Raw genomic sequence first — 26,839 nt, 5'->3', positions numbered from 1 at the left:
GTACCAAGGTAGTAATTCACCACACGGGCCCGGGTTTTACGATGAACCGCAGCCCCTGGAGGAGAATTGCCCATGCGCCTTGTCAACCTGTCGGCCCTGTGGCGAATCAACCTCTGGGTCACCTGTTGCTTCGCGCTGGTGACGCTGGCCTGTGCCGGGGTGCTGTTGCGCCAGGCGGTGGCTGATGTGGAGCGGGAGTTGCAGTCGGCGCAAGCCGTGGTGGCGTACCTCGGCGACACCGCCGAACGCGCCCCGCAGAGCCTGCAACCACGGCTGACGCAAAGCCTGCGCCATGTGCGGGTGCACTGGCTGGCGGCGGATGAAGCCGCGCAGCTGCCGCAGGAGGCCGGCCTGGATGGCTGGCTGGGCCGCCAGCTGCTCGGCCAGCGCCATGACAGCAGCCGGCTGCTGGAGCTGGGTGACGGCCGCCGGGTAATGATTGCCGTGGATGCGCGGGATGAAATCGACGAGGTCCGCGACTCCCTGCAGCAGCTGTTGGTCCTGTGCGGCCTGGCGTTGTTGCTGAGCTTGTTGACCATCCGCTGGGCGGTGCGGCGGGGCATGGGCCTGTTGGACGAGCTGCTGCAGGCCTTGCGCCAGGTCTCGGGTGGGCAATTGACCGCACGCCTGCGCGAGGCCGGCCTGCCGGAGGCGCGCCAATTGGCGGAGCACTTCAACCGCATGACCGCGTCTCTGGAGCAGGCCCGCTGCGACAATACCCAACTTACCCAGGCCCTGCTGGCGGTGCAGGAGCAGGAACGCACCCAGCTGGCGCAGACCCTGCACGACGACCTCGGGCAATACCTGGCGGGTATTCGGGCCCAGCTCTGCCTGCTGCGCATGGTCGCCGACCAGCCCACCGCGGTGGCGCAGACGACACGCACCCTGGAGCTCGATTGTGAACGCCTGCAGCAAGGTTTCCGCGCCCTGGTACATGACCTGTACCCGCTGGCGTTGCAGCACATGCCGCTGGCCGAAGCCTTTGGCCTGCTGGTGAGCCAATGGCAGGCCAGCCAGGGTATCGATTGCCGCCTGCGGGTCGGCGAGCAGTTGCCGGCGCTGCCCGGGCCGAGCAGGACGCATCTGTATCGCTTGCTGCAGGAGGCATTGACCAACGTCGCCCGGCACGCCGGCGCCAGCCAGGTGCGGGTGCGCCTGCAACGCAGCGCCAAGGGCTTGCGCCTGCTGGTTCGCGACAACGGTTGCGGTGCCAGCCAGCCCCAGCGCCCCGGGGTAGGCCTGCACTCGATGGCCGAGCGCGCCCGCAGCCTGGGCGGTGAACTGCGCATCCTCAGCCGCCCTGGGGCCGGCTGGGCGCTGGACCTGAACATTCCCATGGAGGTGTGATGAATATCGTGTTGGTCGATGACCACGCCGTGGTCCGCCAGGGCTATGCCAGCCTGTTGCGGGCAGTGCTGCCGACAATACAGGTGCGTGAGGCTGCCAGTGGCGAAGAGGCGCTGGCCCGGGTTCAGGAGCAGGTGCCCAACCTGGTGATCATGGACTTCGGCCTGCCAGGCATCAGCGGCCTGGAAACCACCCGGCGCCTGCGCCAGCGCCTGCCGCAATTGCGGGTGCTGTTCTTCAGCATGCATGACGAACTGCCGCTGGTGCGCCAGGCGCTGGATGCCGGGGCCTCGGGCTACCTGACCAAGAACTCGGCGCCCGAAGTGCTGATCGAGGCGGTGCAGCGGGTGTTGGCCGGGCATGCCTATATCGAACAGCCCCTGGCCACCCAGCTGGCCTGCACCTCACAGCACAATGCCAGCGACCCGCGCCTGCAGCGCATGACCCAGCGTGAGCTGGAGATTTTTGTGATGCTTGCCAAGGGCACACCGGTGCGGGGGATTGCCGAGCAGCTGTGCATCAGCGCCAAGACCGTGTCCAACCACCTGACCTTGCTAAAGAGCAAGTTGCAGGTCAGCTCCCATGCCGAGCTGGTGCACCTGGGGATTGATCTGGGGGTGGTGCGGGTGGCGGGGTGAGGTGTTCTGCTATCTGGACTCTGCGCAGAGCCTTGTAGGAGCGGCCTTGTGTCGCGATGGGCCGCAAAGCGGCCCCCAGGGGCTTCAGCGTCAACGCAGCAATCGTCGGGGCTGCTTTGCAGCCCATCGCGACACAAGGCCGCTCCTACAGGGGGGCTGCGCAAGGCGGGAATATCGGGCTCAATTGTCCCAGGTCTCGGGGCACCCCTTGCACCCCTCCATGTTGGCCTCTTGAAAATTCCCGTAGTGCTGCCGCGCCCCGCGCAAGTCGGCGCGGGCCAGGTTGCTCTGGCCAAACTTGGCCTCCTGCAGGTTGGCATCGCCAAGGTCGGCCCCTTGCAGATCAGCCTTGCTCAGCCAGGCCATTTCCAGGTCCGCCGCGCGCAGGTTGGCCTGCTGCATCTTTGCCCCTGACAACCTTGCGAACTGCAGGTAGGCCGCGCTGAGGTCGGCCTTGGCAAATTGCGCACCCTGGGCAAACAGGCCCCAGCCCTGAATCGCAACGAGCCGGCCATGGCTCAGGTCGGCCAGGCGCAGGTTGCTCTGCTGCAGGCTGGCGCGGGTCAGGTTGGCGCCTTGCAGGTTGGCCTTTTCCAGGTTGGCCAGGTCCAGCCGGGCATGGCGCAGGTCGGCATTGCGCAGGTCGGCGCCGGCCAGGTTCATCTTGCGCAGGTTCTGGTTGGCCAGGTTGGCGCCCCGCAGGTCGGCCCCCGGGCACTGGCTGGCTTCGGCAATCACGCAGCCGTTGATGGTCAGGGGGGTATCGTTGCCAACGTCGTCGGCATTCTCGGCCATGGCAGGGGCCAGCACGATCAGCAAGGCAAGTGGCAGGTAGTTCATGGCGAAAGGCTCTCAATGTGAAGTCGGGTATGCACCCTGGGGCCGCTTTGCGGCCCATCGCCTGTAGGAGCAGCCTTGTGCTGCGAAGAGGCCAGCAAGGCAACAGATCTGCTTCGGCTGTAATGGCCTCTTCGCAGCACAAGGCTGCTCCTACAAGCAATAGGCTGCACTGCAGGTCAACTCATGCAGTCAACGCTGTGCAGTCTTGTTGTCCCAGCTGGGGATCTTGAACACCCAGAACGAACCACCCTGGGCCACCGGCTTGGTCAGTTCGGCCATGTCGCCGCCCCACAGCGGCACCGCGCCGCCGTAGCCCACGGTCACGCCGATGTACTGCTCGCCGTCCTGTTCCCAGGTGATTGGCGGCGAGACGATGCCGCTGCCGGTCTGGAACTTCCACAGCTCCTTGCCCGTCTTGGCGTCGAAGGCCTTGAAGAAGCCGTCGCCGGTGCCGGTGAACACCAGGTTGCCCTTGGTCGCCAGCACGCCGGCCCACAGCGGCAACTGCTCCTTGTGCTCCCACACCAGCTTGCCGGTGCTCGGGTCCATGGCGCGCAGGGTGCCGACGTGGTCGTCATACATGCGCTTGATGCGGAAGCCCATGCCCAGGTAGGCCGAGCCCTTCTTGTAGTTCACTTCCTCGGTCCAGTACTCCTCCTTCCACTGGTTGCCAGGGATGTAGAACAGGCCGGTGTCCTGGCTGTAGGCCATGGGGTTCCAGTTCTTGCCGCCAAGGAAGGGTGGCGAGACCTCCACCGGCTTGCCCTTGGTTTCTCCCGGCAGCGGTTTGGCCGGGCGCTGCCCGGGGTTTTCCACCGGGCGCCCGGTCTTGAGGTCGATGTGGCTGGCCCAGGTGATGTTGTCGACGAAGGGGAAGGCGTTCTGCAGTTTGCCGTTGCTGCGGTCCACCACGTAGAAGAAACCGTTGCGGTCGGCGTGGCCGGTGGCCTTGACCAGCTTGCCGTCCTTGCCCTTGTAGTCGAACAGCACCAGCTCGTTGTTGCCGGAGAAATCCCAGGCATCGTTGGGCGTGTGCTGGTAGAACCACTTCACCTCACCGGTGCTCGGGTCGACGCCGACCTGCCCTGAGGTATACAGGCTGTCGTAGTCATGCGGGTTGCCGTCCTTCGAGGTGCGCGCCCAGGTGTTCCAGGGGCCGGGGTTGCCAGCACCGACAATGATGGTGTTGGTCTCGGGGTCGAAGCTGGCGCTTTGCCAGGGCGCGCCGCCGCCGTGGCTCCAGGCTTCGACCTTGCCGGTTTCGGTGGTGGGGTCGTCCGGCCAGGACGGTGCCTTGACGTCACCGGTCGGCGTGCTGTCCTTGCCGTTCAGGCGGCCCATGTGGCCCTCGACGAAGGGCCGCATCCACACCTCTTCACCGGTGTCCGGGTCGCGGGCGAACAGTTGGCCGACCACGCCGAACTCATCGCCGGAGCTGCCGTGGATCAGCAGTACCTTGCCGCTGGTCTTGTCCTTGATCAGCACCGGGGCGCCGGTCATGGTGTAGCCGGCGGCGTGGTCGCCGAACTTCTTGTTCCACACCACTTTGCCGGTGCGCTTGTCGAGGGCGATGACCCGCGCGTCGAGGGTGCCGAAGTAGATCTTGTCGCCGTAGATCGCCGCGCCGCGGTTGACCACATCGCAGCAGGGGCGAATGTTGTCCGGCAGGCGGTGGTTGTAGGTCCACAGGCGCTTGCCGGTTTTCGCATCGAGGGCGAACACCCGCGAATAGGAGCCGGTGACGTAGACCACACCGTCACTGACGATGGCCTGGGATTCCTGGCCGCGCTGCTTTTCGTCGCCGAAGGAATAGGACCAGGCCGGGGTCAGCTTGAACACGTTCTGGTCATTGACCTGGGCCAGCGGGCTCCAGCGCTGGGCGTTGGTGCCCATGCCGTACTGCAGCACGTCCTGGGTGGTCAGGTGGTCGTTGGCGATGTCTTCCCAGGTCACGTTCTTGCCGGCAGGTGCGGCTGGGGCGGTGGCGGCTATTGCCGCGTTGCTCAGGGCCAGGCTACCGGCCAGCAGCAAGGCCCGCACGCTCAGGGCCAGAGGGGAAAGGGCGGGTAGCGTTCTTGTTGTCATGGTTGCAGTTCCCAGTGGAGGTTTTGGCCTGCACAGGGTGGGACGGGGCGGGCATCGCCGGATACGGAAAATGTCCCGCCCTTGCCGGGAATAGTTCCCGCAGGGCACCTCATTTGGCCCTTCGCCACAAGCCCTACTACCAAGGGAGTAAGGCGCGGCCACCAAAGCAGCATTCGGCCGCCTGCGGGCTGTTTCTAAGATGGCGACACGGCCTCTGTGGTTGAGGCCTTGCGTGCAATCGTGAGGGCATAAAAATGACAACAAAACGCAACGTCTTGCTGGCTGCCGGGCTGCTTGCCAGTGCAGTGCTGACCGGCACTGCCTGGGCACATGGCAATGTGGTGCCCCAGGCCGTGGAAACCAAGGGCCTGACCCCGATCAAGGACGCTGGCGTAACCCTGGACGGCGATGGCTGGGCGGCGGTCAACCCGTACCGCAGCTCTCCCGAGCATGACAAGGCCGTGGAAATCGGTGCCTCGGCCTACAACCAGAACTGCGCCGCCTGCCATGGCCTGGAGGCCAAGTCCGGGGGCATCGCCCCGGATTTGCGCATGCTCGATGCCGGCGAGGCGGGGGATGAATGGTTCGTCGAGCGGGTACGCCACGGTGCGGTCCGCGACGGCCGGGTGTACATGCCGAAAATGGCCGACTACCTGAGCCAGGAAGCCCTGTGGGCGGTGCGCACCTACCTGGACAGCGTGCACGTCGAGGAGTGACGGCCATGCGTCTGTTGGCGGTGCTGTTGAGCGGCCTGCTGCTGTGTTGCGCGGCGGCGCAGGCGCAGGTGCGCAGCTACGACGCGATCATCGCCGCTGGTGAACTGAAGGTGGCGGTGTACAAGGACTTTGCGCCCTATAGCTTCGAGGACCACGGCCAGCCGCGCGGTGTCGACGTGGAACTGGCGCAGGCCCTGGCCACGGCGTTGGGGGTGCGTTTGCAGCTGATCTGGGCGCCACCTGGGGAGAAGCTCGACGACGATCTGCGCGACTACATCTGGCGTGGCAGCCCGCTGCGCCACCAGCAGCTGGCCGACCTGATGATGCGGGTGCCGTACGACCATGCCTACGCGCAGCGGCGCAACGAGGTGGGCGAGCTGGAAAACGCCCAGGTGGTGATGTTCGGCCCCTATCAGGAGGAGCGCTGGCAGGTCGCCTACGATCGCCGCCGCCTGGCCTCGGTGGCCAGTGTCGCGGTGTTCCGGCAGCACCCTATCGGGGTCGAGGTGGACAGCGTGCCGTCGTTCTACCTGACTTCCGTGTTCAACGGCATGCTCAGCGCCAGGACCCATCATTACCCCAATGTGCAGCAAGCTTTCGGCGCCATGCAGGCCGGCCAGGTGGACGCGGTGATGGCGATGCGCGGCGAAGTTGACTGGCAACTGCATCAAGCCGCCGACCCGCAGCTGGCCCTGGCGGAAAACGCCTACCCGAACCTTGGCAAGCAGGCCTGGGAGATCGGCATGGCGGTGCATGAAAGCAACCGGCAGCTGGCCTATGCGCTGGAGGAGGCACTTGAGGGGTTGATTCGTGATGGGCGGATGAAGGCGATTTATGCCAGTTACGGCCTGCGTTACCAGGTGCCGGAAATGTATCAGTAACAAGCTTCGCAGGCTTGTGAGTTTGTAAAAGCAACACATCCCCCTGTGGGAGCGGGTTCACCCGCGAAGAATGCGACGCGGTATATGGCACCGGCTTCGCCGGTGTTCGCGGGTGAACCCGCTCCCACAAGGACCGTGCACTGTCAGCCAGGTTTGCGTTGATCAAAAGGAGTGGGCGATGAACTGGCGAGCAACTTTGCTGCTGGCCTGCTGGATGCCCTGGGCCGCACAGGCCCAGGCCAGCGAGCCGAGTAACCACAAGGACCCGGTGCCGTCGGTGATGTGGGACTTCTACCACAAGCAGTTGCTGGGCCAGGCCGCATTCGTGTTCGATGACCGGGTCAAGCTGCTGGCGCCGCCGTTTGCCGAGGACGCCCGCCAGGTGCCGCTGGAGATCGACGCCCGGGCGTTCAGCGGCGAGGTGGTGCGGATTCTCGCCTGGGCAGAACTCAACCCGCTGCCGCGCATTATCGACTTCCAGCCCGGCGAGCGCGTGCTGCCCTGGTTGTCGATCCGCATCCGCATCGAGCAGGCCACACCACTGCGCGCTGCGGTGCTGACGCGCGACGGCGTGTGGCATGTCGGCTCGGCCCTGATCGACGCCGCTGGCGGCGGTTGTACCGCGCCCAGCGTGGTACGTACCCAGCCCGGCTGGGAGGAGCACCTCGGTGAAGTCCTGGGCGGGCGCTACCCGCGCGGCGACAGCAGCCGCTTGCGCCTGCAGGTGGCCCACCCGATGGACAACGGCCTGGTCAGCGGCATTCCCGAATTCTTCCTCAACCATGCCGAGCTGCAAGGCGCGGACGGCCAGCGCCTGGCCAGCCTGGAACTGTACCCGGCGGTCAGCGAAAACCCCAACCTGGGCTTCGACATCCAGGGCCCCGGGCCGACCCGGTTGGTGTTGCAGGACAACAGCGGCAACCAGTTCGAGGCGGCAGTGCCCTGAACGCCTTGCCCGACTCCATCCCTGACCAGAGGCGCCCGTCATGCGTTGCATTCTGCTGTTGCTGCTGTGCCTGGGCCTGCCGGCCTGGGCAGACCTGGACTATCGGCTCAAGCCCCGGCAGATCGCCGAGGGCACCTGGCTGCTGGAGGGCAGCACCGACAATTTCGCCAAGGACAACGGCGGCAATATCGTCAACACCGCGTTCATCGTCACCGACAACGGGGTGGTGGTGATCGACAGCGGGCCGTCGAAACGCTACGGCGAAGCCTTGCGCCAGGCCATTGCCGCCACCACCGACAAGCCGGTGGTCGAAGTGCTGCTGACCCATCATCACCCTGACCATGTGCTGGGCAACCAGGCCTTTGCCGATGTGCCCATCGGCGCCCTGGCCGGTACCGGCGAGCTGTTGCGCCAGCAGGGCGAGGCCATGGCCGAGAACATGTACCGCCTGGTCGGCGACTGGATGCGCGGTACCGAGGTGGTGCTGCCGACCCGGGTGCTGGAGCCGGGTATTCATGAGGTGGGTGGCCACCGCCTGCGGCTGCTGGCGCTGGGCGGGCATACCGGTGCCGACCTGGCGATTCTGGATGAAAACACCGGCGTGCTGTTCGCTGGCGACCTGGTGTTCCACGAGCGCGCATTGACCACGCCCAACAGCCCGGGGCTGGAGGTGTGGCTGAAGGACCTGGACACCTTGCAAGCGCTGCCCTGGAAGCAGCTGGTACCCGGTCACGGCCCGCTGGCCAGCGATGCCCGGCCGTTTGCGCAGATGCGTGATTACCTGAGCTGGCTGGATGGGCTGATGCGTGATGGCGCAGCGCATGGCGATGACATGGCCGAGATGATCCGCAGCCCGATACCCGAGCGGTTTGCCGGTATCAGCCTGACCCGATACGAGCTGATTCGCAGTGTCAGCCACCTGTACCCCCGCTACGAACGCCAACAGCTGCGGCGCGTCGACAGCAAGGGCTGACACGGTCCCTGTAGGAGCGGCCTTGTGTCGCGAAAGGGCTGCAAGGCAGCCCCCGGCAATTTCAGCCATGGGCACAAATCCTGGGGCCGCTTCGCGCCCCTTTCGCGACACAAGGCCGCTCCTACAGGGGACCGCGCAGGTTCACTGATACCAAGGAACTAGAAAACTCCGCACTGCGGGCAATTGTTGGCAAGCAGGTCGGGACCAAGAATTCCCGACACACCGGGAAGTTTTCCCGGATACAACAAAAAAACCAAAGGTAGCCGTCATGACCCGATCCACACGTCGTCCCGTGTTCGCCTTGAGCCTGGTGCTCAGCGCCATGCTGCTTGCCGGTGCAGCCCACGCCGCTGTCAGCAATGAAGAAATTCTCCAGGACCCGAAGAACCCGCAGCAGATCGTGACCAATGGCCTGGGCGTGCAGGGCCAGCGCTACAGCCCGCTGAACCTGCTCAATACCGACAACGTCAAGGACCTGCGGCCGGTCTGGGCGTTTTCTTTCGGTGGTGAGAAGCAGCGCGGCCAGCAGGCCCAGCCGCTGGTCAAGGACGGGGTGATGTACCTGACCGGCTCCTACTCGCGGGTGTTCGCCGTGGACGCCCGTACCGGCAAGAAGCTGTGGCAATACGATGCGCGCCTGCCCGATGACATCCGCCCGTGCTGCGACGTGATCAACCGCGGCGTGGCGCTGTACGGCAACCTGGTGTTCTTCGGCACCCTCGATGCCAAGCTGGTGGCGCTGAACAAGGACACTGGCAAGGTGGTATGGAGCAAGAAGGTGGCCGACCACAAGGAAGGCTACTCCATCAGCGCCGCGCCAATGATCGTCAACGGCAAGCTGATCACCGGCGTTGCCGGCGGCGAGTTTGGCGTGGTGGGCAAGATCCAGGCCTACAACCCGGAAAACGGCGAGCTGCTGTGGATGCGCCCGACCGTGGAGGGGCACATGGGCTACGTGTACAAGGACGGCAAGGCGATCGAGAATGGCATTTCCGGCGGCGAGGCGGGCAAGACCTGGCCCGGCGACCTGTGGAAGACCGGTGGTGCGGCGCCTTGGCTGGGCGGCTACTACGACCCGGAAACCAACCTGATCCTGTTCGGCACCGGCAACCCGGCACCGTGGAACTCGCACCTGCGCCCGGGCGACAACCTGTATTCCTCGTCGCGCCTGGCCCTGAACCCCGACGATGGCACCATCAAGTGGCACTTCCAGAGCACGCCGCACGACGGCTGGGACTTCGACGGCGTCAACGAGCTGATCTCGTTCAACTACAAGGACGGCGGCAAGGAGGTCAAGGCCGCCGCCACCGCTGACCGCAACGGCTTCTTCTACGTGCTGGACCGCACCAACGGCAAGTTCATCCGCGGCTTCCCCTTCGTCGACAAGATCACCTGGGCCACCGGCCTGGACAAGGACGGCCGGCCGATCTACAACGAGGCCAGCCGGCCGGGGGCGCCGGGTAGCGAGGCCAAGGGCAGCTCGGTGTTCGTGGCGCCGGCGTTCCTCGGTGCCAAGAACTGGATGCCGATGGCCTACAACAAGGACACCGGGCTGTTCTACGTGCCGTCCAACGAGTGGGGCATGGACATCTGGAACGAAGGCATCGCCTACAAGAAGGGCGCGGCGTTCCTTGGCGCCGGCTTCACCATCAAGCCGCTCAACGAAGACTACATCGGCGTGCTGCGCGCCATCGACCCGGTCAGCGGCAAGGAAGTGTGGCGCCACAAGAACTTCGCGCCGCTGTGGGGCGGGGTGCTGACCACCAAGGGCAACCTGGTGTTCACCGGCACGCCGGAAGGCTTCCTGCAGGCGTTCAACGCCAAGACCGGCGACAAGGTCTGGGAGTTCCAAACCGGCTCCGGCGTGCTCGGCTCGCCAGTGACCTGGGAAATGGACGGCGAACAGTACGTTTCGGTGGTTTCCGGCTGGGGCGGTGCGGTGCCGCTGTGGGGCGGCGAAGTGGCCAAGCGGGTCAAGGACTTCAACCAGGGCGGCATGCTCTGGACCTTCAAGCTGCCCAAGCAGCTGCAAACGGCAAGCGCCAGTCGCTAAGCCGATAACCTGCCGCTTGCTGCAGCAGACCCTGCGGCAGGCGGCCCTACTACCAAATGACGAGAGCCCCGCTGCCAACGATGCATTCGCCCGGCAGGCGGGGCTTTTTACCATCGGTCCATCGCCTGTCGCCGGACAGGCATCGACCCCCGCAGAGGCTCAGCATGATCTACGCACAACCCGGAACCCCAGGCGCCATCGTGTCCTTCAAGCCACGCTACGGCAACTTCATCAACGGTGAATTCGTGCCGCCGCTGGGTGGCCAATACTTCACCAACAGCTCGCCGGTCAACGGCCAGCCGATTGCCGAGTTCCCGCGCTCCGGCGCCCAGGACATCGAGCAGGCCCTGGACGCCGCGCATGCCGCTGCCGAGGCCTGGGGCAAGACCTCGGTGCAGGACCGCGCCCTGGTGCTGCTGAAGATTGCCGACCGCATCGAACAGAACCTCGAAGTACTGGCCGTTACCGAAAGCTGGGACAACGGCAAGGCCGTGCGCGAAACCCTCAACGCCGACGTGCCGCTGGCGGCGGACCACTTCCGCTATTTCGCCGGCTGCATCCGCGCCCAGGAAGGCGGCGCCGCCGAGATCAACGAAGGCACCGTGGCCTACCATATCCACGAGCCGCTGGGCGTGGTCGGGCAAATCATCCCGTGGAACTTCCCGCTGCTGATGGCCGCCTGGAAGCTCGCCCCGGCCCTGGCCGCCGGCAACTGCGTGGTGCTCAAGCCGGCTGAGCAGACGCCACTGTCGATCACCATTTTCGCCGAGCTGATCGCCGACCTGCTGCCGGCAGGCGTGCTGAACATCGTCCAGGGCTTTGGCCGTGAAGCCGGCGAAGCCCTGGCCACCAGCAAGCGCATCGCCAAGATCGCCTTCACCGGTTCCACCCCGGTGGGCTCGCACATCATGAAGTGCGCGGCCGAGAACATCATCCCGTCCACCGTCGAACTGGGCGGCAAGTCGCCGAACATCTTCTTCGAAGACATCATGCAGGCCGAGCCCGCGTTCATCGAAAAGGCAGCCGAAGGCCTGGTGCTGGCGTTCTTCAACCAGGGCGAAGTGTGTACCTGCCCGTCGCGGGCGCTGATCCAGGAGTCGATCTACGAGCCGTTCATGGCCGAGGTGATGAAGAAGATCGCCAGGATTACCCGTGGCAACCCGCTGGACACCGCGACCATGGTCGGTGCCCAGGCCTCGGAGCAGCAATACGACAAGATCCTTTCCTACCTGCAGGTTGCCCGGGAGGAGGGCGCGCAGTTGCTCACCGGTGGCGCTGCCGAACGGCTCGACGGCGACCTGGCCAGCGGTTACTACATCCAGCCGACCTTGCTCAAGGGCAACAACAAGATGCGCGTGTTCCAGGAGGAGATCTTCGGCCCGGTGGTGGGCGTGACCACCTTCAAGGACGAAGCCGAAGCCCTGGCGATCGCCAACGACAGCGAGTTTGGCCTGGGTGCAGGGCTGTGGACCCGTGACATCAACCGTGCCTACCGCATGGGCCGTGGGATCAAGGCCGGGCGTGTGTGGACCAACTGCTACCACCTGTACCCGGCGCATGCCGCGTTCGGTGGCTACAAGAAGTCCGGGGTGGGCCGCGAGACGCACAAGATGATGCTCGATCACTACCAGCAGACCAAGAACCTGCTGGTGAGCTACGACATCAACCCGTTGGGCTTCTTCTAAACCAAGGATCAGCTTGACGCGATACCTGTAGGAGCGGCCTTGCGTCGCGAAAGGGCCGCATGGCGGCCCCAGCAATCTGTGCCGCATGGCTGAAAACCTGGGGCTGCCTTGCAGCCCTTTCGCGACGCAAGGCCGCTCCTACAGGTATCGCGCAAGCTTTTGAGTTTTTTTTGCTCCCCCTACCAACGCACCCCGCAAACCTGTCCCAAAGTAGCATTCGGCCCCGCCGCTCCTCGTGCATTAATGCCTCTACCGGAATCGCCCGGCACCAAGAAGAGGAATGCCCCATGTGGACTAAACCCGCCTTTACCGACCTGCGCATCGGCTTCGAAGTGACGATGTACTTCGCCAATCGTTGATGCCTGTCCGGCCATCACCGCGATGGCCGGGTCTTCATTGAGCAAGCCTGTTGTGAACCTGATCGATCGTGAACAAGCCCTGGCCTTGCGCAAGGGCTTTCGCCTGCGCTGGGAGCCGCGCCAGGCGTGTCATGTGCTGCTGTACCCCGAGGGCATCATCGAGCTCAATGCTAGTGCCGGCTGGGTGCTCGAGTTGCTGGACGGCCAGCGCAGCGTGGCGGCTGTCATCGACCGCCTGGCACAGCGCTTCCCTGGTGTGCCGGGGCTCGACGAGGACATCCTGGCGTTCCTGGAGGTGGCCCGTGCCAAGTACTGGATCGAATGAGCCATGGTCACGCTTTGGTCTGGTTGCTTTCGCTACGGGATGCTTTACGCTGGCGGTTACCTTCCAGAACAATAAGAACAGGCTTCCCGATGAGCCAGAGTTTCAGCCCGCTTCGCAAGTTCGTTTCGCCCGAGATCATCTTTGGTGCCGGCTGCCGGCACAATGTCGCCAATTACGCCAAGACCTTCGGTGCGCGCAAGGTGCTGGTGGTCAGCGACCCCGGTGTGATTGCCGCCGGTTGGGTGGCGGACGTGGAGGCCAGCCTGCAGGCCCAGGGCATCGACTACTGCCTGTACAGCGCCGTATCACCCAACCCACGGGTCGAAGAGGTGATGCTCGGTGCCGAGATCTACCGGCAAAACCACTGTGATGTGATTGTCGCGGTCGGCGGCGGCAGCCCGATGGATTGCGGCAAGGCCATCGGCATCGTGGTCGCCCACGGGCGCAGCATCCTCGAATTCGAAGGCGTGGACATGATCCGCGTGCCCAGCCCGCCGCTGATCCTGATCCCGACCACGGCCGGCACTTCGGCGGACGTGTCGCAGTTCGTGATCATTTCCAACCAGCAGGAGCGCATGAAGTTCTCCATCGTCAGCAAGGCGGTGGTGCCGGACGTGTCGCTGATCGACCCGCAAACCACCCTGAGCATGGACCCGTTCCTGTCGGCCTGTACCGGTATCGATGCGCTGGTGCATGCCATCGAAGCCTTCGTTTCCACCGGCCACGGCCCGCTGACCGACCCCCATGCGCTGGAGGCCATGCGCCTGATCAACGGCAACCTGGTGGAAATGATCGCCAACCCCACCGATATCGCCCTGCGCGAGAAGATCATGCTGGGCAGCATGCAGGCGGGGCTGGCGTTTTCCAATGCGATCCTGGGTGCGGTCCACGCCATGTCGCACAGCCTGGGCGGGTTCCTCGACCTGCCGCATGGCCTGTGCAATGCGGTGCTGGTGGAGCACGTGGTGGCGTTCAACTACAGCTCGGCACCGGAGCGTTTCAAGGTGATTGCCGAAGTGCTGGGTATCGACTGCCGCGGCCTCAACCACCGGCAGATCTGCGCGCGCCTGGTGGAGCACCTGATCGCCCTGAAGCATGCCATCGGCTTCCACGAAACCTTGGGCCTGCACGGGGTGCGCACGGCCGATATCCCGTTCCTGTCGCAACATGCGATGGACGACCCGTGCATCCTCACCAACCCGCGTGCGTCGAGCCAGCGTGATGTCGAGGTGGTCTATGGCGAGGCCCTCTGACGAGCAGCAACGGGCGCTGGCCGGGCTGCTGGGGCTGGGCGACCACTCGGCGCGCAAGAGCCATTACCCGGAGCTGGCGGCGCGCCTGGACGAACTGGAGGCCGAACGCAACCGCTACAAGTGGCTGTTCGAAAACGCCGTGCACGGGATTTTCCAGGCCAGCCTGCAAGACGGCATGCGTGCCGCCAACCCGGCGTTGGCACGCATGCTGGGTTACGACAACCCGCAAGCGTTGCTGTTTCCGCTGACCGACCTTGCCGACAACCTGTTTGTCGGCGGGGCCGAAGAGTTGCACGCCATCACCGCGACCCTCGCCCGTGAACGCAGCCTGCACGGCTATGAAACCCGCTTGCGGCGCAAGGATGGCAGCCACCTCGATGTGCTGATGAACCTGTTGCTCAAGCCAGGCCAGGAAGGGCTGGTGGAAGGGTTTGTCGCCGACATCACCGAACGCAAGCTGGCCCAGCAGCGCCTGCAGCAACTGAATGACGAACTCGAGCAACGGGTGGCCGCCCGCACCGATGAACTGCTGGAGGCCAACCGCAACCTGCAACAGCAGATCGCCGAGCGCAAACAGATTGCCCGCGCCCTGCGCGATGCACGCGACGCCGCGGAAACCGCCAACCGCAGCAAGGACAAGTACCTCGCTGCCGCCAGCCATGACCTGCTGCAACCGCTGAATGCCGCGCGGCTGCTGATCTCGACCTTGCGCGAAAGGCCACTGCCAGAAGCAGAAAAGGTGCTGGTGGAGCGTACCCACCAGGCCCTGGAGGGCGCCGAAGACCTGCTGACCGACCTGCTGGACATTTCCCGGCTCGACCAGGCGGCGGTCAAGCCGGACGTGGCGCTGTACCGCCTCGACGAACTGTTCGGGCCACTGGTCTCGGAGTTTCGCACGGTGGCCGATGCGGCAGGCCTGAAGCTGCGCGCGCGCATTGGCGACTACGCCATCAGTACCGACCTGCGGCTGATGACGCGTATCCTGCGCAACTTTCTCAGCAACGCCTGCCGTTATACCGACGAGGGCAGGATCCTGCTGGGGGCCAGGCGCCGCGGCGATCACTTGCGCCTGGAGGTGTGGGATACCGGGCGGGGCATCGCGGCGGATCGGCTGCAGGCCATTTTCCTCGAGTTCAACCAACTGGACGTTGGCCGCGCCGCTGACCGCAAGGGCGTGGGCCTGGGGCTGGCCATCGTCGAGCGGATCGCCAAGATTCTCGGCTACCGCATCGAGGTGCGTTCGTGGCCGGGGCGTGGCTCGATGTTCAGCATCGACGTGCCGATCGGCGAAGCCATGCCGTTGCCTATCCACCAGGCCGCGCCGCAGCCGGGCGCCGGCAACCCGTTGCCGGGCCGCCGCCTGCTGGTACTGGACAACGAAGTGAGCATCCTCGAGAGCATGGGCGCGCTGCTCGGGCAGTGGGGCTGCGAGGTGGTTACCGCGACCGACCAGGCCGGGGCCTTGGTGGCCTTGCAGGAGCGGGCACCGGAATTGATCCTGGCGGACTTTCACCTGGACCACGGTGTTGTCGGCTGCGAGGTGGTCAGGCACTTGCGTGAACATTTCGGCGTCGCCATTCCCGCGGTGATCATCACTGCCGACCGCAGCGATCAATGCCGACGCTCCTTGAACAAGCTCGGTGCGCCGTTGTTGAACAAGCCCGTCAAACCGGGGAAGTTGCGTGCGGTGTTGAGCCAGTTGCTGGGCTGAAGCCTCAACTCACGGCCTTGCGCGACAGATAACTGAATTCGCAAGCGATCCTCGAACCCTGTGGGAGCGGCTTTAGCCGCGAAGAATCCAACGCGGTGCATGGCACCGGCTGCGCCGGTGTTCGCGGCTAAAGCCGCTCCCACAAGGGCCCTGCTAATTCAATGAGTCATGTGCAGTTCTATGAGAGCAGCCTTGTGCTGCTCCTACAGGGGGGCGCGCAGTGCCAGGTGGCTGTTCCCGAAATGGGACTCTGTGTTGCGGATGCCAGCCTGTCACGGCTCTGCCTGGCTGGTTATCTTACCGGGGCGCCATTGTTTGGGCGAAGTCATACCAAACGCATCCAACCCGAGTAAGGAAAACATCATGGCCTTTCAATACAAGCGACTGGACAAGAACAACGCCGCCGTACTGCTGGTGGATCACCAGACGGGTTTGCTCTCTTTGGTAAGGGATATCGAACCCGACCGTTTCAAGAACAATGTGCTGGCCCTGTCGGACCTGGCCAAGTACTTCAAGTTGCCGACCATCCTCACCACCAGCTTCGAGAACGGCCCAAATGGCCCGCTGGTGCCCGAACTCAAGGAGCAGTTCCCTGACGCGCCGTACATCGCGCGCCCGGGCAACATCAATGCCTGGGACAACGAAGACTTCGTCAAGGCGGTCAAGGCCACCGGCAAGAAGCAGCTGATCATCGCCGGTGTGGTGACCGAGGTTTGCGTGGCCTTCCCGGCGCTGTCGGCCCTGGAAGAAGGCTTCGATGTGTTCGTGGTCACCGATGCCTCCGGTACCTTCAACGAACTGACTCGTGATTCGGCCTGGCGCCGGATGGAAGCCGCCGGTGCGCAGCTGATGACCTGGTTCGGCGTGGCCTGCGAGCTGCACCGCGACTGGCGCAACGACATCGAAGGCCTGGGCACGCTGTTCTCCAACCACATCCCGGACTACCGCAACCTGATGACCAGCTTCAGCAAGCTGTCGAAGTAATCCGGCCGGGGAGCCATGCGCGTGCATGGCTCCCCGATCGCTTGTGTCACACGTCAGTTTTGTGCCGCCGGTACCTGCGCCTCGAGCAGGGCGGTACCCAACCTGTCGTCAGTTAATCTGCTTATATATCTTACGGTTGCTCGACTCGCGCACTTGAACGGTAATGTGAGTGTGCTCGCGGATGCGTAGAGACGCCTCCAGCTCATGAATCAACCCGGCCCGGAATGCCATGCGCCCATGCGCGGCTCCCTGGCCGTGTCCCGAGGTGCCGGATGGCTCCACTGATTTCCTATTTCAAGATGGCCTTGAACCCTGGCCGTGGGGTGCTGTTCTTCGCGCTGCGTACCATCGTTGCAGGCCTGTTGTGCCTCTACCTGGCGTTCATCTTCGACCTGGAACAACCGAAGTGGGCGCTGATGACCGTGATCATCATCAGCCTGCCGTTGGCCGGCATGACCCTCAAGCGCAGTTTCGCCCAGGTACTGGGCACCGCAGCGGGGGCGGCCATGGCGGTGGTGATCATGGCCTTGTTCCCCCAGGCGCCAATGCCTTTCATCGTCTGCCTGGCCCTGTGGCTGGCGTTCTGCACGGCGGGCGGCACGCTGCTGCGCTATACAGACTCGCATGCCTTCGTCCTCAGCGGGTTTACCGCTGTGGTGGTCGCGATGCTGGCCGTGCCGGAACCGGACGGCATCCTCCTGCTGGCCATCATCCGGTTGACCGAAACCCTGCTGGCGGTGGCCTGCGTGGCCGTGGTCAGTTTGTTGAGCGCGCGCCCACAGGCAGTGGCGCAGGGCTACTTCAGCAAGGTCGATAGCCTGGTCAAGCTGATCGCCCGGCACGCCGCCGAGGTGGTGCGCAGCGAAGAGGACGAAGCCGCGCTGCACCAGCGGCAGGCGCAATTGATCAGCGAGATCAGTGCGCTGGAAGGCCTGCGCCGCCATCTCTATTTCGATGCGCCGCACCTGCGCAACGCCGATGGGCTGGTGCAGCTGCTGGCCAACCAACTGGTGCTGCTGGTGTCGCGCCTGCTGGTATTGCGCCAACAGCGCGAGTTGATCAAGCAGCACTGGCAAGGGCCGTTGCCAGACGAAATCCAGCTGTTGCGCCAGGACGAACTGGACAACCTGGAGGCACTGGCCCGTGACGGCGTGAAGTTGTCGGCGCAGCGCCGCGAAGCGATCCACCACCTGTACCAGCGCTTCGACGCCGCCGCTGACCGGGTCGAGTTTCTCGACGAGCCCTTGCCCCCGCGCATGCGCTCGCTGGCCTGGGCCCTGCGCTGGGAGCAGGCGCGCCTGCTGCAGCAGCTGAACGAACTGATCGAGCTCAACGAGGCGATCCAGCAGGGCAGGGGCGCCAGTTGCCCCCATGCCCAGGGGCAGGCCAGCGCGCTGCATCTGGACTTCCGCCTGGCCGGCATGAACGCCGTGCGGGCGTTCCTGGCGCTGTTTCTCGCCGGTTGGTTGTGGATCGAAACGGCCTGGGACGGCGCGCGTTCCGGGGTGATCCTGATCGGGGTCATGTGCTCGCTGATGGCGACGCTGCCGCGGCCGTTGCTGGCCAGCCAGAACTACAACCGTGGCCTGCTGGTCGCGCTGCTGTTGTCCGCCGTGTACCAGTTTGCCCTGCTGCCGATGTTCACCGATTTCGAAATGCTTGCCGTGTGCCTGGTGCCGTTGCTGTACCTGGCGGCCGTTGGCCTGGCCAGCCCCATGACCGCGGGCATCGGCATGGGCATCGGGTTGATCAGCCTGTTGATGATCGGGCCGCAGAATGTCGGCGCCTACCACAACAGTGCCATGCAGTGGTTCGAGTTTGCCGGTGGCTATGCGGCGGCTGGCGGGCTGGCGATGGTGGTGTTCGCCCTGGTGTTCCCGTTCAACCCGCAAAAGCGCATGGCCCGGCTGTTCCGCCAGACCCGCGAGGATGTGCATGAGTACGTGACGGCACCTGCCAGCGTGGCGCGTCAGTTCGATTTCGAGAGCCGCATGCTGGACCGCCTTTCGGCGATGATCGGCCTGTTGCCCGCCGCCACTGATGCGCGCTCCCGGGAACTGTTCGATTGCAGCCTGGTGTGCCCGGCGCTGGCCATTGCGCTGGGCCAGGCGCATGCCCAGTGCGTCAACCTCACGGTGTTGCCTGAAGGCACGAGGGCGCGTTTGCGCCTAGGGTTGCAGGAGATGGCGAATCTGATCGGTGCACGCCGGCGGGTGGATGTGGACGGGCTGTTGCGCGAGCTGGCCGAGCTTGCCGAAACCCTGGATGCGCTGCACCAGGCACACGCCGAGGCGGGCCGCGAGACGCTGCGGCAGTTGTTCATCCTGCGGGTCGCGCTATCGGTTGCCGGCCAGTTGCTGCAGCGCTATCGACTGGTGCTGGCAGCGCAGACGTTGCCTGAGGAGGAGGGCGCCTATGCCCGTTGATTTCGAGTTTGGCGGGGTCTACCTGCCGCCGATTGCCCAGGCGTTGTTGCTGGGGTTGCCGTTGTTTCTGGTGCTGGACGCCCTGTTGCGGCGCAGTGGCGTGCTGGCGCGTGTGTGGCACCCGGCGCTGTTGCAGGGCGCCTTGTATGCCGCGATCTGCGCGGCGCTGGTGTTGTCGATGGGAGCGAGTGCCTGAATATGCCTGTGTTGAAACCTGTTCTTGCCAAAGCCGTGACCCTGGCGGTGCTGGCGCTTGCGGTGGTGCTGGGCTGGTTTGCCTGGGACTACTACACCCGTGCGCCCTGGACCCGTGATGCCCGTGTGCGGGCCGATGTGGTGACCCTGTCGGCCGAGGTGGCAGGGCGCATCATCGAGCTGCCAGTGCAGGACAACCAGTTCGTCAGGCAGGGCGACCTGCTGCTGCAGATCGACCCGGCGCGCTACGAGCTGGCCGTGCTGCATGCTGTGCGAGCCGTCGAAGTCGCGCGTGCGGCGCTGGGCCAGTCGCAGGCCGCCATCGTCGCCAACGAGGCGCAGCTCAAGCAGCGGCGCAGCGAAGAGCAACGCCGACGCAAGCTGCAATCGATGTCGGCAATCTCTGCCGAAGAGTGGGAAAAGGCCGGCACCGACGTGGCCGTGGCCCAGGCCGACCTGCTGCGCGAACAGTCCAACCTCGGCCTGGCACAGGCCAACGTGCAACTCGCCGAGGCCACGCTGCAGCAGGCCCGGCTCGACCTCGAACGCACCCGGGTCAGCGCCCCGGTCAGCGGTTACGTGACCAACCTGCTGACCCGCCAGGGCGACTATGCCCAGCCGGGCATGCCGCTGCTGGCGCTGGTCGACAGTTCGTCGTTCCACGTCAGTGGCTATTTCGAGGAAACCAAGTTGCCGAAAATCAAGGTGGGCAGCCGTGCGCGCATCGCCCTGATGAGTGGCGAGGTGCTGGATGGCACGGTAGAGAGCATCGCCTATGCCATCACCGACCGCGAGAACCAGCCGGGCAACCGCCTGCTGGCCAACGTCAACCCAAGCTACACCTGGGTCAAGCTTGCCCAGCGGATCCCGGTACGGCTGCGCCTGGAGCGCAGTGCCGATGCGCCACCCTTGCGTGCGGGGACCACTGCCACCGTGACCATTCTCGAATAGCTGGGGGTGGGCGATGAGCATGATGTTCGATTTGAATGAGCTGTACCTGTATACCAAGGTGGTCGAGTGTGGCGGTTTCGCATCGGCCGGGCGCGCGCTCGGCCTGCCCAAGTCGCGGCTGAGCCGGCGAGTCGCCAATCTGGAGGACCGCCTGGGAGTGCGCCTGATCCAGCGCTCCACCCGGCAGTTCGCGGTCACCGAAGTGGGGTTGGAGTACTACCATCACTGTATGTCGATGGTCGATCGGGCATTTGCTGCCGAGGACGCTATCCAGCGCAGCCGCGCCGTGCCCAGCGGCATTGTCCGGCTGGCCTGCAGCACCTCGCTGCTGGATGCACGCCTGGCGCCGATGCTTGGGCAGTTCATGGTGCAATGCCCGGCGGTGGAGTTGCTGGTGAAGAGCTACAACCGGCGGGTCGATGTGATCGGCGAGGGCTTCGACCTGGTCCTGAGCGTGCGCCATCAACCGCTGGAAAGCAGCGAGCTGGTGATGCGCAAACTGGCGCAGAGCCGCCAGTGCCTGGTGGCTTCGCCCGGCTTGCTGGCGCAGTACGACCGCCCTCTGCAGCCTGCCGACCTGTTTGAACTGCCCAGCCTTGGCTGGGGGGCGAATGTTCAGGAGTACGTCTGGGACCTGGACGGCCCCGAAGGCGGGGTGGCGTCCATTCGCTTCCGCCCACGGTTGGTCTCCGACGATATCGCGGTGCTGTACCAAGGCGCGCTCGCGGGCGTGGGCGTGGTGCTGCTGCCAGCGGATATGGTGAAGGATGACCTGGCCGCCGGGCGTTTGCTGAACGTGCTGGAGAGCTGGGTACCCAGGATGGGCGAGGTAATCGCCCTGTTTCCTTCGCGGCGAGGGCTGACGCCTGCAGTGCGGGAGTTGATCGACTTTCTTGCGGTGGCGTTCGAGCGGACGGCGTAGCGCCTTTGACCGGGCGCAGCGTTCACCAGGCAGAACGCTGCGGCGCATTTCATCGCCTACCGTCAGTTACGTCGGGCATCTATCATTCAAGCTTTGCAGCCTGTGCAGCAGGGTGGCCGCAGGCAATCGTCAATCAGGAGTTTCAATGTCAGAGCGAGCAATCCGCGCTTCGTTTGCAGGCGTGGCGTACCAGGTGAACGTGACAGATGGCCTGCACCAGTGGGCCAGCGATGTTGATGCGGCGGCAGGCGGCGGAGATGTCGGGCCGTCACCCCATGGGCTGTTGCTGTCATCCCTCGGCGCCTGCACTTCCATCACGGTTGCCATGTACGCACAGCGCAAGGAAATGCCGCTGCAAGCCATCGATGTGGATATCCGCATCGAGCAGGAACAACTGGGGCGCGAACCTCGGATCCAGATCGCTCGTGACATTCGCTTGAGCGGGCCGCTGAGCGAAGAGCAACGCACGCGCTTGCTGGAAGTTGCCAATGCCTGCCCCATTCACAAGGTGTTGAGCGGCGAAATCATCATCGCCAGCAAGCTGGTTGGATGAGGCCAGGCGCAGCGTTGCGCCTGCCGGCTGCCGGCTGCCGGTTAGAGGAGCAGCACATGAGTACATGCGCCAACTATCCCTTGGCGGGCATGAGGTGCACGACGATGGCGACCCTCGACGCGAATCGGCGCCTGCTGCTTTGCCCGTTGGGGCTCGGCCTGGTGCTTGCGGCGCCTGCCCAGGCCGACAACGCCCTGGGCCAGAAGGACAACATCTTCACCGGTGTCAATGACCGGCAGGCCGTGGAACTGGGCATCCCGCCCGGTCTGGTCGAAGGCGCGCGCCTGGATGCGCTGGTGAGGAACTACTATTTCCAGCGCGATAACCACTCTGACCTGGTACCCCGCAACCCGACCGAATGGGCCCAGGGTTTTCTGTTTTCGTTCCGCTCGGGCTTCACCGATACGCCTGTCGGGTTGGGCGTGGATGCGCACGCCTTCCTCGGCATCAAGCTCGATGGCGGTGGTGGAAGTGGCGGCGCTGGCTTGCTCCCGCTGGACTCATCGCTCAAGCCGGGTGACACGTTTTCCAGTGCCGGCGCGGCGCTCAAGCTCAGGTACCTCGACACCTTGCTGAAGGCCGGCGACCAATTGGTCGAGAACCCGGTGGTGGCGAGCGGCACAAGCCGCCTGTTCCCGCAGACGTATCGTGGCGTCACCCTGAAGAACCATGGCATCGACGACCTGTGGCTGGATGCCGGGTTCGTGGAATCTACCCGGCTGCGCAACCAGAGCGGCCACTCCCACCTGGTCACCGCCTATGGCGCGCGCAACAGCGCGGGTGTGGCGGCGGACCGCGAAAGCCCTCATATCGGCTGGCTTGGCGCGGTGTATGGCCGGCCGCAAGGGCTGCAGCTGACAGTTTATGGCGGCCAGCTGGAAGACATCTGGAATCAGTATTACCTGGGGGTTTCGCAGGTGTTTCGGGTCAATGATGCGCTGCTGCTCAAACCCTACCTGCACTACTTCAAGACCCGGGACCAAGGGCGCAGCCAGCTGGGTGACATCGATAACGACACCTACAGCGCCGGTATCTCCGCGACAGCCTATGGCCAGACCCTGACCCTGGGCTTGCAGAAGGTCGACGGCCGAACGCCGTTCGACTACATCACGCAGAACGACCGTGTCTTCCTTTACCTGAGCAACTCCCAGCAATTTGCCGATTTCAACGGCCCCGGTGAAAAGTCCTGGCGCCTGCAGTACGAAACCAGCCTGGCGCCGCTGGGGGCACCTTCGCTGCAGTTCATCGCGGCCTATACCCGGGGCGAGGCCGACCTCACCCGTGTCGACCCAGCAAGCGTCGGTTATGGCTATATCTACAACCCGGACGGCAAGCACGCCAAGCACTGGGAACGCGACCTTGCCCTCAAGTACCAGGTGCCAGCCGGCCCGGCGAAGGACCTGTCGCTGACCCTGCGCTGGGCAACGCACCGCGAGGGTGATGGCTATACCGCGCCTGGCAATACCCGCGGCAACTCCAGTGCCGATGAGTACCGCCTGATCGTCGATTACCCGATCAGCCTGTTCTGATTGCGTGATGTGCGTTGGCCACGACGCACAGGCCCGCTGAAGGGATGATGCTTGGTCATGCAAGCCCGCTCTCATGGAACTGCACATAACTCATTGAATTAGCAGGGGCCCTGTGGGAGCGGCTTTAGCCGCGAACACCGGCGTAGCCGGTGCCATGCACCGCGTTGGATTCTTCGCGGCTAAAGCCGCTCCCACAGGGTGACGCGGATTGCTTGCGAATTCAGTTCTCTACGCGACAGCGCAGCCGTACTTGTGGGAGCGGGCGTGCCCGCGAAGGGCCGCAAGGCGGCCCCGGCCTGACATCGGCCAGGCGCCGGCATAGCGCCGGTCATTCCCAGATATGTTCGGCCAGAAAGTCGATCAGGCTGCGCACTGAGGGCAACAGGCCGCGGCGGGAAGGGAACACCGCATGGACGATGCCGCAGCGCGGTTCCCATTGCGGGTTGAGCTCCACCAAGCGGCCGTTTTCCAGGTCCTGGTCAACCACCATGAACGGCAATTGCACGATGCCTACACCGTCAAGTGCTGCCTGCCGCAGTGCGCTCATGTCATCGGTGATGTAGCGCGGCGTGTGGCGGATTTCGGCATGCGCGCCGTCGGGCCCTTCAAGTTGCCAGATGTGGTCCCTGGGTGGCCCCCAATCCAGGCTTGGCTGCTCACCCAGCTGCTCTGGTTCGACGGGCAGCTGCAGCGCCAGCCGCTCCACCAGCGAGGGGCTCGCGACCAGCCGCTGCGGGCTCCTGGCCAGTGTGCGCATGACCAGGTCGCTGTCCTCCAGCGGCGGGAAGCGCACCCGCAGCGCCAGGTCGAGGCCTTCGCCCAATACATCCACACGGCGGTTGGTGGGTTCCAGGTGCACCTTCACTTTCGGGTTTTCGGCCATGAATCGACTGACCAGCCCGCCAACCCGGTAATGCAGCAGGGTTGTCGGGCAGCTCATGCGCACGGTGCCCTGGGGCTCGGCGCGGGTGCGTTCGACCACCCATCGGGCCGCTTCCGCTTCCACCAGCATGGCCCTGCAATGCTGGAAGAACTCCTGGCCCGTCTCGGTCACCGAAAAGTGTCGGGTGGAACGCTGGAGCAGGCGTACGCCCAGGCGTTCCTCCAGCTGCAGGACGCGCCGGCTGAGTGTGGATTTCGGAATGTTCAGTGCCCGCCCGGCCGGTGCGAAACCGCCGTGCTCGACGACTTGGGCGAAGTAATACAGGTCGTTCAGGTCTTCCATGTTCGATCGTTCCCCAGATGGAACTCTGTGACCAATTTATCAGCTCTAGCGCATGCAGCGTGAGAGCTCTAACGTTTCCAGATTGGCGTTGAAACATGAATGCCCACAGGAGACCTGGATGAGGCCTTATAGAAAGTCCGCTGCACTGTTGTCGCTGGCGACGGCACTGGGCAGCGCAGAAGTCGTGGCCGATGCTGTCGGCCTGCCGCCGTTGCCGCTGGGCAACACCAGCTTCCTGGATGGGGTCGTACGGCCAGGCATGCTGTTCGAACTGCCGATCCAGCACTATCGCGCTCAGGACGCCACGGACAGCCACGGCAGTGCGGTGCCGGGGCGTCAGAAAGTACACAGCACCACGGTGCTGCCGCACCTGGCCTACATCACCGAGCACAAGCTGCTGGGCGCCAACTACGGTATGGAAGTGCTGTTGCCGCTGGTGCACCTGGAAGTCGATATCGATAACGGCCCGGACGGTTCACGCACGCGTCAGGGCGACCTGATCTTCAGCCCGTTGCTCCTGCAATGGGCGCCGGTGCAACTGTTCGGGCGCCCGTACTGGCAGCGTTTGAACCTGGTAATCACCGCGCCCACCGGGGATTACGACCGTGATGCCAGCATCAACGTCGGCAGCAACCTGTGGGTGGTCAGCCCGCACTACGCCTTTACCTGGGAGCTGACCGACCGGCTCGAGGTCAGTGGGCGCCTTCATTACGCCTGGTCGAGCCGCAACGAAGACCCGGCCAGGCGTTTGCAGGCCGACGACATTCAGCCCGGCGAGGCGGTGCACAGCAACTTCTCGGTGTCTTACGCAATCTCCAATGCCTGGCGGGTGGGCCTTGCCGGTTATCACCTGGAGCAGGTATCGGCCGACCGGATCGACGGCCACCGGCAGTCAGCGTCCAAGGAGCGCGTGCTGGCCCTGGGGCCTGGCGTGATGTACGGCAGAGGCAAGCAGGCGTTCTACGCCAACTTCTATGTGGAGCAGGGTGCAAGGAACCGGTCCGAGGGCAATCAGCTGACGTTGCGCTATCTGTTGCCCTTCTAGATCGGCACTGATTCGCCCGAATGAAAACCTGTGGGAGCGGGCAAGCCCGCGAAGGGCCGCAAAGCGGCCCCAATTGCCTAAACGACCGGCATTAGGCTACAGCCCGACTGCGTCAGCAACGGTAGGCGATACGCGCAGCTTGCAGAACCGCGCCTGGCGCAAGGCTTGCGCTGTACCTGTGGGAGCGGCTTCAGCCGCGAACACCGGCCAAGCCGGTGCCAGACACCGCGGTTGCGCAATGCCTCACTGCACCTCGCACGCCTCCTGCGAAGGCACACCGTAGGACACGTAGTACGCCAACCCCACGAAGATCGCCCCACCCACCGCATTCCCCAGGAACACGGCCACCAGATTCTCCACCAACTGCCCCCAGCTCAGGTAGCCGGCAAAGATCGCTGCGGGAATCAGGAACATGTTGGCTACCACGTGCTGGAAACCGATGGCGACGAACGCCATGATCGGGAACCAGATGCCGAGAATCTTGCCGCTCATTTCACGGCTGGCATACGACAGCCACACTGCCAGGCACACCAGCCAGTTGCAGCCGATTCCGGACACGAAGGCGTGGAGGAAGTCGGCGTTGGTCTTGCTGGTCGCAGCCGCCAACATCTTGTTCAGGTAGGCCCCCTCGGTCAGGCCCAGCAAGTGACCGAAGCACCCGGCAACGAACAGTGCACCGAACAGGTTGGCGACGGTCACCAGCAGCCAGTTGCGCGCCACGGCGCCTGGGCCGATACGCCGGGCGAACATCGCCAAGGGCAAGCTCATCATGTTGCCGGTGAGCAGTTCGCCACCGGCCAGGATCACCAGGATCAGGCCGATGGGAAATACCGCGGCGCCCAGCAGTGTGCCGAACGAGGCCCACTGTACCGGGATCATGGTGCTGACGTGGATAGCCAGGAGAAACCCCAGCGAAATGAATGCACCTGCGAGAAACCCCAGGACCAGTGTCGCATGGGTGGATAGATGGGCTTTTTTGACGCCGCTCTCGATGACGAGCTCGGTGATACGGGTGGGGCTGTTGACGGACATTTCGCAAACTCGAACACAGTGACGGCGACGCAACTGGCAGGCACGCCGTGGTGGGGCTTGATCAGTACGGGGTAGGCTGCGCAGCTGGCGCAAAGGTGTAACGCGCACCTTTGGGCCAGCTGCGAAGAGGGCGGCAAGCTACATGAGGCAATTTGACGCGGTCAA

General features: G+C 64.6%; 24 protein-coding genes. 20 read left to right on the top strand and 4 right to left on the bottom strand.

What is annotated here, in order from left to right:
- The first annotated feature begins 72 nt into the window (after window positions 1–72).
- Window positions 73–1,347 carry a histidine kinase gene (locus ACGLHT_RS08805; RefSeq protein WP_137164256.1) on the top strand — a complete coding sequence of 425 codons (1,275 nt, stop codon included), beginning with the start codon at window positions 73–75 and terminating at the stop codon, window positions 1,345–1,347.
- Window positions 1,347–1,985 (top strand): response regulator transcription factor, encoded by a 639-nt coding sequence (locus tag ACGLHT_RS08800; protein ID WP_087500778.1) that lies wholly within the window; start codon window positions 1,347–1,349, stop codon window positions 1,983–1,985. Before ACGLHT_RS08805 ends, ACGLHT_RS08800 begins: the two co-directional genes overlap by 1 nt.
- Before the next feature lie 180 nt (window positions 1,986–2,165).
- Here ACGLHT_RS08800 and ACGLHT_RS08795 read toward each other — a convergent pair whose 3' ends face one another.
- The gene (locus tag ACGLHT_RS08795; protein ID WP_274119977.1) at window positions 2,166–2,825 is read right to left on the bottom strand and encodes a pentapeptide repeat-containing protein; all 660 of its coding nucleotides are present in this window, start codon (window positions 2,823–2,825) and stop codon (window positions 2,166–2,168) included.
- Between the two features lie 189 nt (window positions 2,826–3,014).
- The gene (exaA, locus tag ACGLHT_RS08790) at window positions 3,015–4,910 is read right to left on the bottom strand and encodes a quinoprotein ethanol dehydrogenase (RefSeq protein ID WP_025339558.1); all 1,896 of its coding nucleotides are present in this window, start codon (window positions 4,908–4,910) and stop codon (window positions 3,015–3,017) included.
- Between the two features lie 254 nt (window positions 4,911–5,164).
- Here exaA and pedF point away from each other — a divergent pair, with 254 nt between their 5' ends.
- The 17 genes from pedF (at window position 5,165) to ACGLHT_RS08705 (ending at window position 23,372) form a co-directional block, all read left to right on the top strand.
- Complete coding sequence (pedF, locus tag ACGLHT_RS08785; RefSeq protein WP_013972175.1) at window positions 5,165–5,626, top strand: cytochrome c-550 PedF; 462 nt, start codon at window positions 5,165–5,167, stop codon at window positions 5,624–5,626.
- 5 nt (window positions 5,627–5,631) lie between these two features.
- Window positions 5,632–6,507 carry an ABC transporter substrate-binding protein gene (locus tag ACGLHT_RS08780; protein WP_274119976.1) on the top strand — a complete coding sequence of 292 codons (876 nt, stop codon included), beginning with the start codon at window positions 5,632–5,634 and terminating at the stop codon, window positions 6,505–6,507.
- A 178-nt stretch (window positions 6,508–6,685) separates the two neighbouring features.
- Window positions 6,686–7,453, top strand: a complete 768-nt coding sequence (locus ACGLHT_RS08775; RefSeq protein WP_274078468.1) for a quinoprotein dehydrogenase-associated SoxYZ-like carrier — start codon at window positions 6,686–6,688, stop codon at window positions 7,451–7,453.
- 40 nt (window positions 7,454–7,493) lie between these two features.
- Window positions 7,494–8,426 carry a quinoprotein relay system zinc metallohydrolase 1 gene (locus ACGLHT_RS08770; protein WP_274119975.1) on the top strand — a complete coding sequence of 311 codons (933 nt, stop codon included), beginning with the start codon at window positions 7,494–7,496 and terminating at the stop codon, window positions 8,424–8,426.
- A 268-nt stretch (window positions 8,427–8,694) separates the two neighbouring features.
- Window positions 8,695–10,479, top strand: coding sequence for a PQQ-dependent alcohol dehydrogenase PedH (pedH, locus tag ACGLHT_RS08765; protein WP_025339553.1), 1,785 nt, complete (start codon window positions 8,695–8,697; stop codon window positions 10,477–10,479).
- 164 nt (window positions 10,480–10,643) lie between these two features.
- Window positions 10,644–12,164, top strand: coding sequence for an aldehyde dehydrogenase family protein (locus tag ACGLHT_RS08760; protein WP_025339552.1), 1,521 nt, complete (start codon window positions 10,644–10,646; stop codon window positions 12,162–12,164).
- A 287-nt stretch (window positions 12,165–12,451) separates the two neighbouring features.
- Window positions 12,452–12,523: a pyrroloquinoline quinone precursor peptide PqqA gene (gene pqqA / locus ACGLHT_RS08755; protein WP_003253598.1), complete on the top strand. Its 72-nt coding sequence runs from the start codon at window positions 12,452–12,454 to the stop codon at window positions 12,521–12,523.
- A gap of 52 nt (window positions 12,524–12,575) precedes the next feature.
- On the top strand, window positions 12,576–12,848 hold the full coding sequence (gene pqqD / locus ACGLHT_RS08750) for a pyrroloquinoline quinone biosynthesis peptide chaperone PqqD (protein ID WP_025339551.1): 273 nt from the start codon (window positions 12,576–12,578) through the stop codon (window positions 12,846–12,848).
- Window positions 12,849–12,937: 89 nt separating this feature from the next.
- Window positions 12,938–14,101 carry an alcohol dehydrogenase-like regulatory protein ErcA gene (gene ercA, locus ACGLHT_RS08745; protein WP_025339550.1) on the top strand — a complete coding sequence of 388 codons (1,164 nt, stop codon included), beginning with the start codon at window positions 12,938–12,940 and terminating at the stop codon, window positions 14,099–14,101.
- A complete protein-coding gene (locus ACGLHT_RS08740; RefSeq protein WP_137164251.1) occupies window positions 14,085–15,812 on the top strand; it encodes a NahK/ErcS family hybrid sensor histidine kinase/response regulator in 1,728 nt (575 codons plus the stop codon). Before ercA ends, ACGLHT_RS08740 begins: the two co-directional genes overlap by 17 nt.
- A 363-nt stretch (window positions 15,813–16,175) precedes the next feature.
- Window positions 16,176–16,796 carry an isochorismate family cysteine hydrolase YcaC gene (ycaC, locus tag ACGLHT_RS08735; RefSeq protein ID WP_046613875.1) on the top strand — a complete coding sequence of 207 codons (621 nt, stop codon included), beginning with the start codon at window positions 16,176–16,178 and terminating at the stop codon, window positions 16,794–16,796.
- A gap of 272 nt (window positions 16,797–17,068) precedes the next feature.
- Window positions 17,069–19,222 carry an FUSC family protein gene (locus tag ACGLHT_RS08730; protein ID WP_274119974.1) on the top strand — a complete coding sequence of 718 codons (2,154 nt, stop codon included), beginning with the start codon at window positions 17,069–17,071 and terminating at the stop codon, window positions 19,220–19,222.
- Window positions 19,212–19,418: a DUF1656 domain-containing protein gene (locus ACGLHT_RS08725; protein ID WP_025339545.1), complete on the top strand. Its 207-nt coding sequence runs from the start codon at window positions 19,212–19,214 to the stop codon at window positions 19,416–19,418. Before ACGLHT_RS08730 ends, ACGLHT_RS08725 begins: the two co-directional genes overlap by 11 nt.
- Window positions 19,419–19,429: 11 nt before the next feature.
- Window positions 19,430–20,368: an HlyD family secretion protein gene (locus ACGLHT_RS08720; RefSeq protein WP_085588350.1), complete on the top strand. Its 939-nt coding sequence runs from the start codon at window positions 19,430–19,432 to the stop codon at window positions 20,366–20,368.
- A gap of 22 nt (window positions 20,369–20,390) precedes the next feature.
- Window positions 20,391–21,290 carry a LysR substrate-binding domain-containing protein gene (locus ACGLHT_RS08715; RefSeq protein WP_274078535.1) on the top strand — a complete coding sequence of 300 codons (900 nt, stop codon included), beginning with the start codon at window positions 20,391–20,393 and terminating at the stop codon, window positions 21,288–21,290.
- Between the two features lie 145 nt (window positions 21,291–21,435).
- Window positions 21,436–21,843 carry an OsmC family protein gene (locus ACGLHT_RS08710; RefSeq protein WP_085616138.1) on the top strand — a complete coding sequence of 136 codons (408 nt, stop codon included), beginning with the start codon at window positions 21,436–21,438 and terminating at the stop codon, window positions 21,841–21,843.
- 104 nt (window positions 21,844–21,947) lie between these two features.
- A complete protein-coding gene (locus ACGLHT_RS08705) occupies window positions 21,948–23,372 on the top strand; it encodes an OprD family outer membrane porin (protein ID WP_274119973.1) in 1,425 nt (474 codons plus the stop codon).
- 328 nt (window positions 23,373–23,700) lie between these two features.
- On the opposite strand, the gene ACGLHT_RS08700 is transcribed toward ACGLHT_RS08705, so the two are convergent.
- Window positions 23,701–24,597: a LysR family transcriptional regulator gene (locus tag ACGLHT_RS08700; RefSeq protein ID WP_085616145.1), complete on the bottom strand. Its 897-nt coding sequence runs from the start codon at window positions 24,595–24,597 to the stop codon at window positions 23,701–23,703.
- A gap of 118 nt (window positions 24,598–24,715) precedes the next feature.
- Here ACGLHT_RS08700 and ACGLHT_RS08695 point away from each other — a divergent pair, with 118 nt between their 5' ends.
- The gene (locus ACGLHT_RS08695; RefSeq protein WP_274119971.1) at window positions 24,716–25,642 is read left to right on the top strand and encodes a transporter; all 927 of its coding nucleotides are present in this window, start codon (window positions 24,716–24,718) and stop codon (window positions 25,640–25,642) included.
- Window positions 25,643–25,885: 243 nt separating this feature from the next.
- Here the strand turns inward: ACGLHT_RS08695 and ACGLHT_RS08690 are convergent, their stop codons facing one another.
- Window positions 25,886–26,674 carry a formate/nitrite transporter family protein gene (locus ACGLHT_RS08690; RefSeq protein WP_046613854.1) on the bottom strand — a complete coding sequence of 263 codons (789 nt, stop codon included), beginning with the start codon at window positions 26,672–26,674 and terminating at the stop codon, window positions 25,886–25,888.
- Between the last annotated feature and the right edge of the window lie 165 nt (window positions 26,675–26,839).

Origin of the sequence: Pseudomonas sp. PsB (assembly GCF_043658375.1) — a bacterium.
GTDB lineage: Bacteria > Pseudomonadota > Gammaproteobacteria > Pseudomonadales > Pseudomonadaceae > Aquipseudomonas > Aquipseudomonas putida_Z.
Note: the sequence above shows the minus strand (reverse complement) of the source record. Positions and strands in the feature narration are given on the sequence as shown.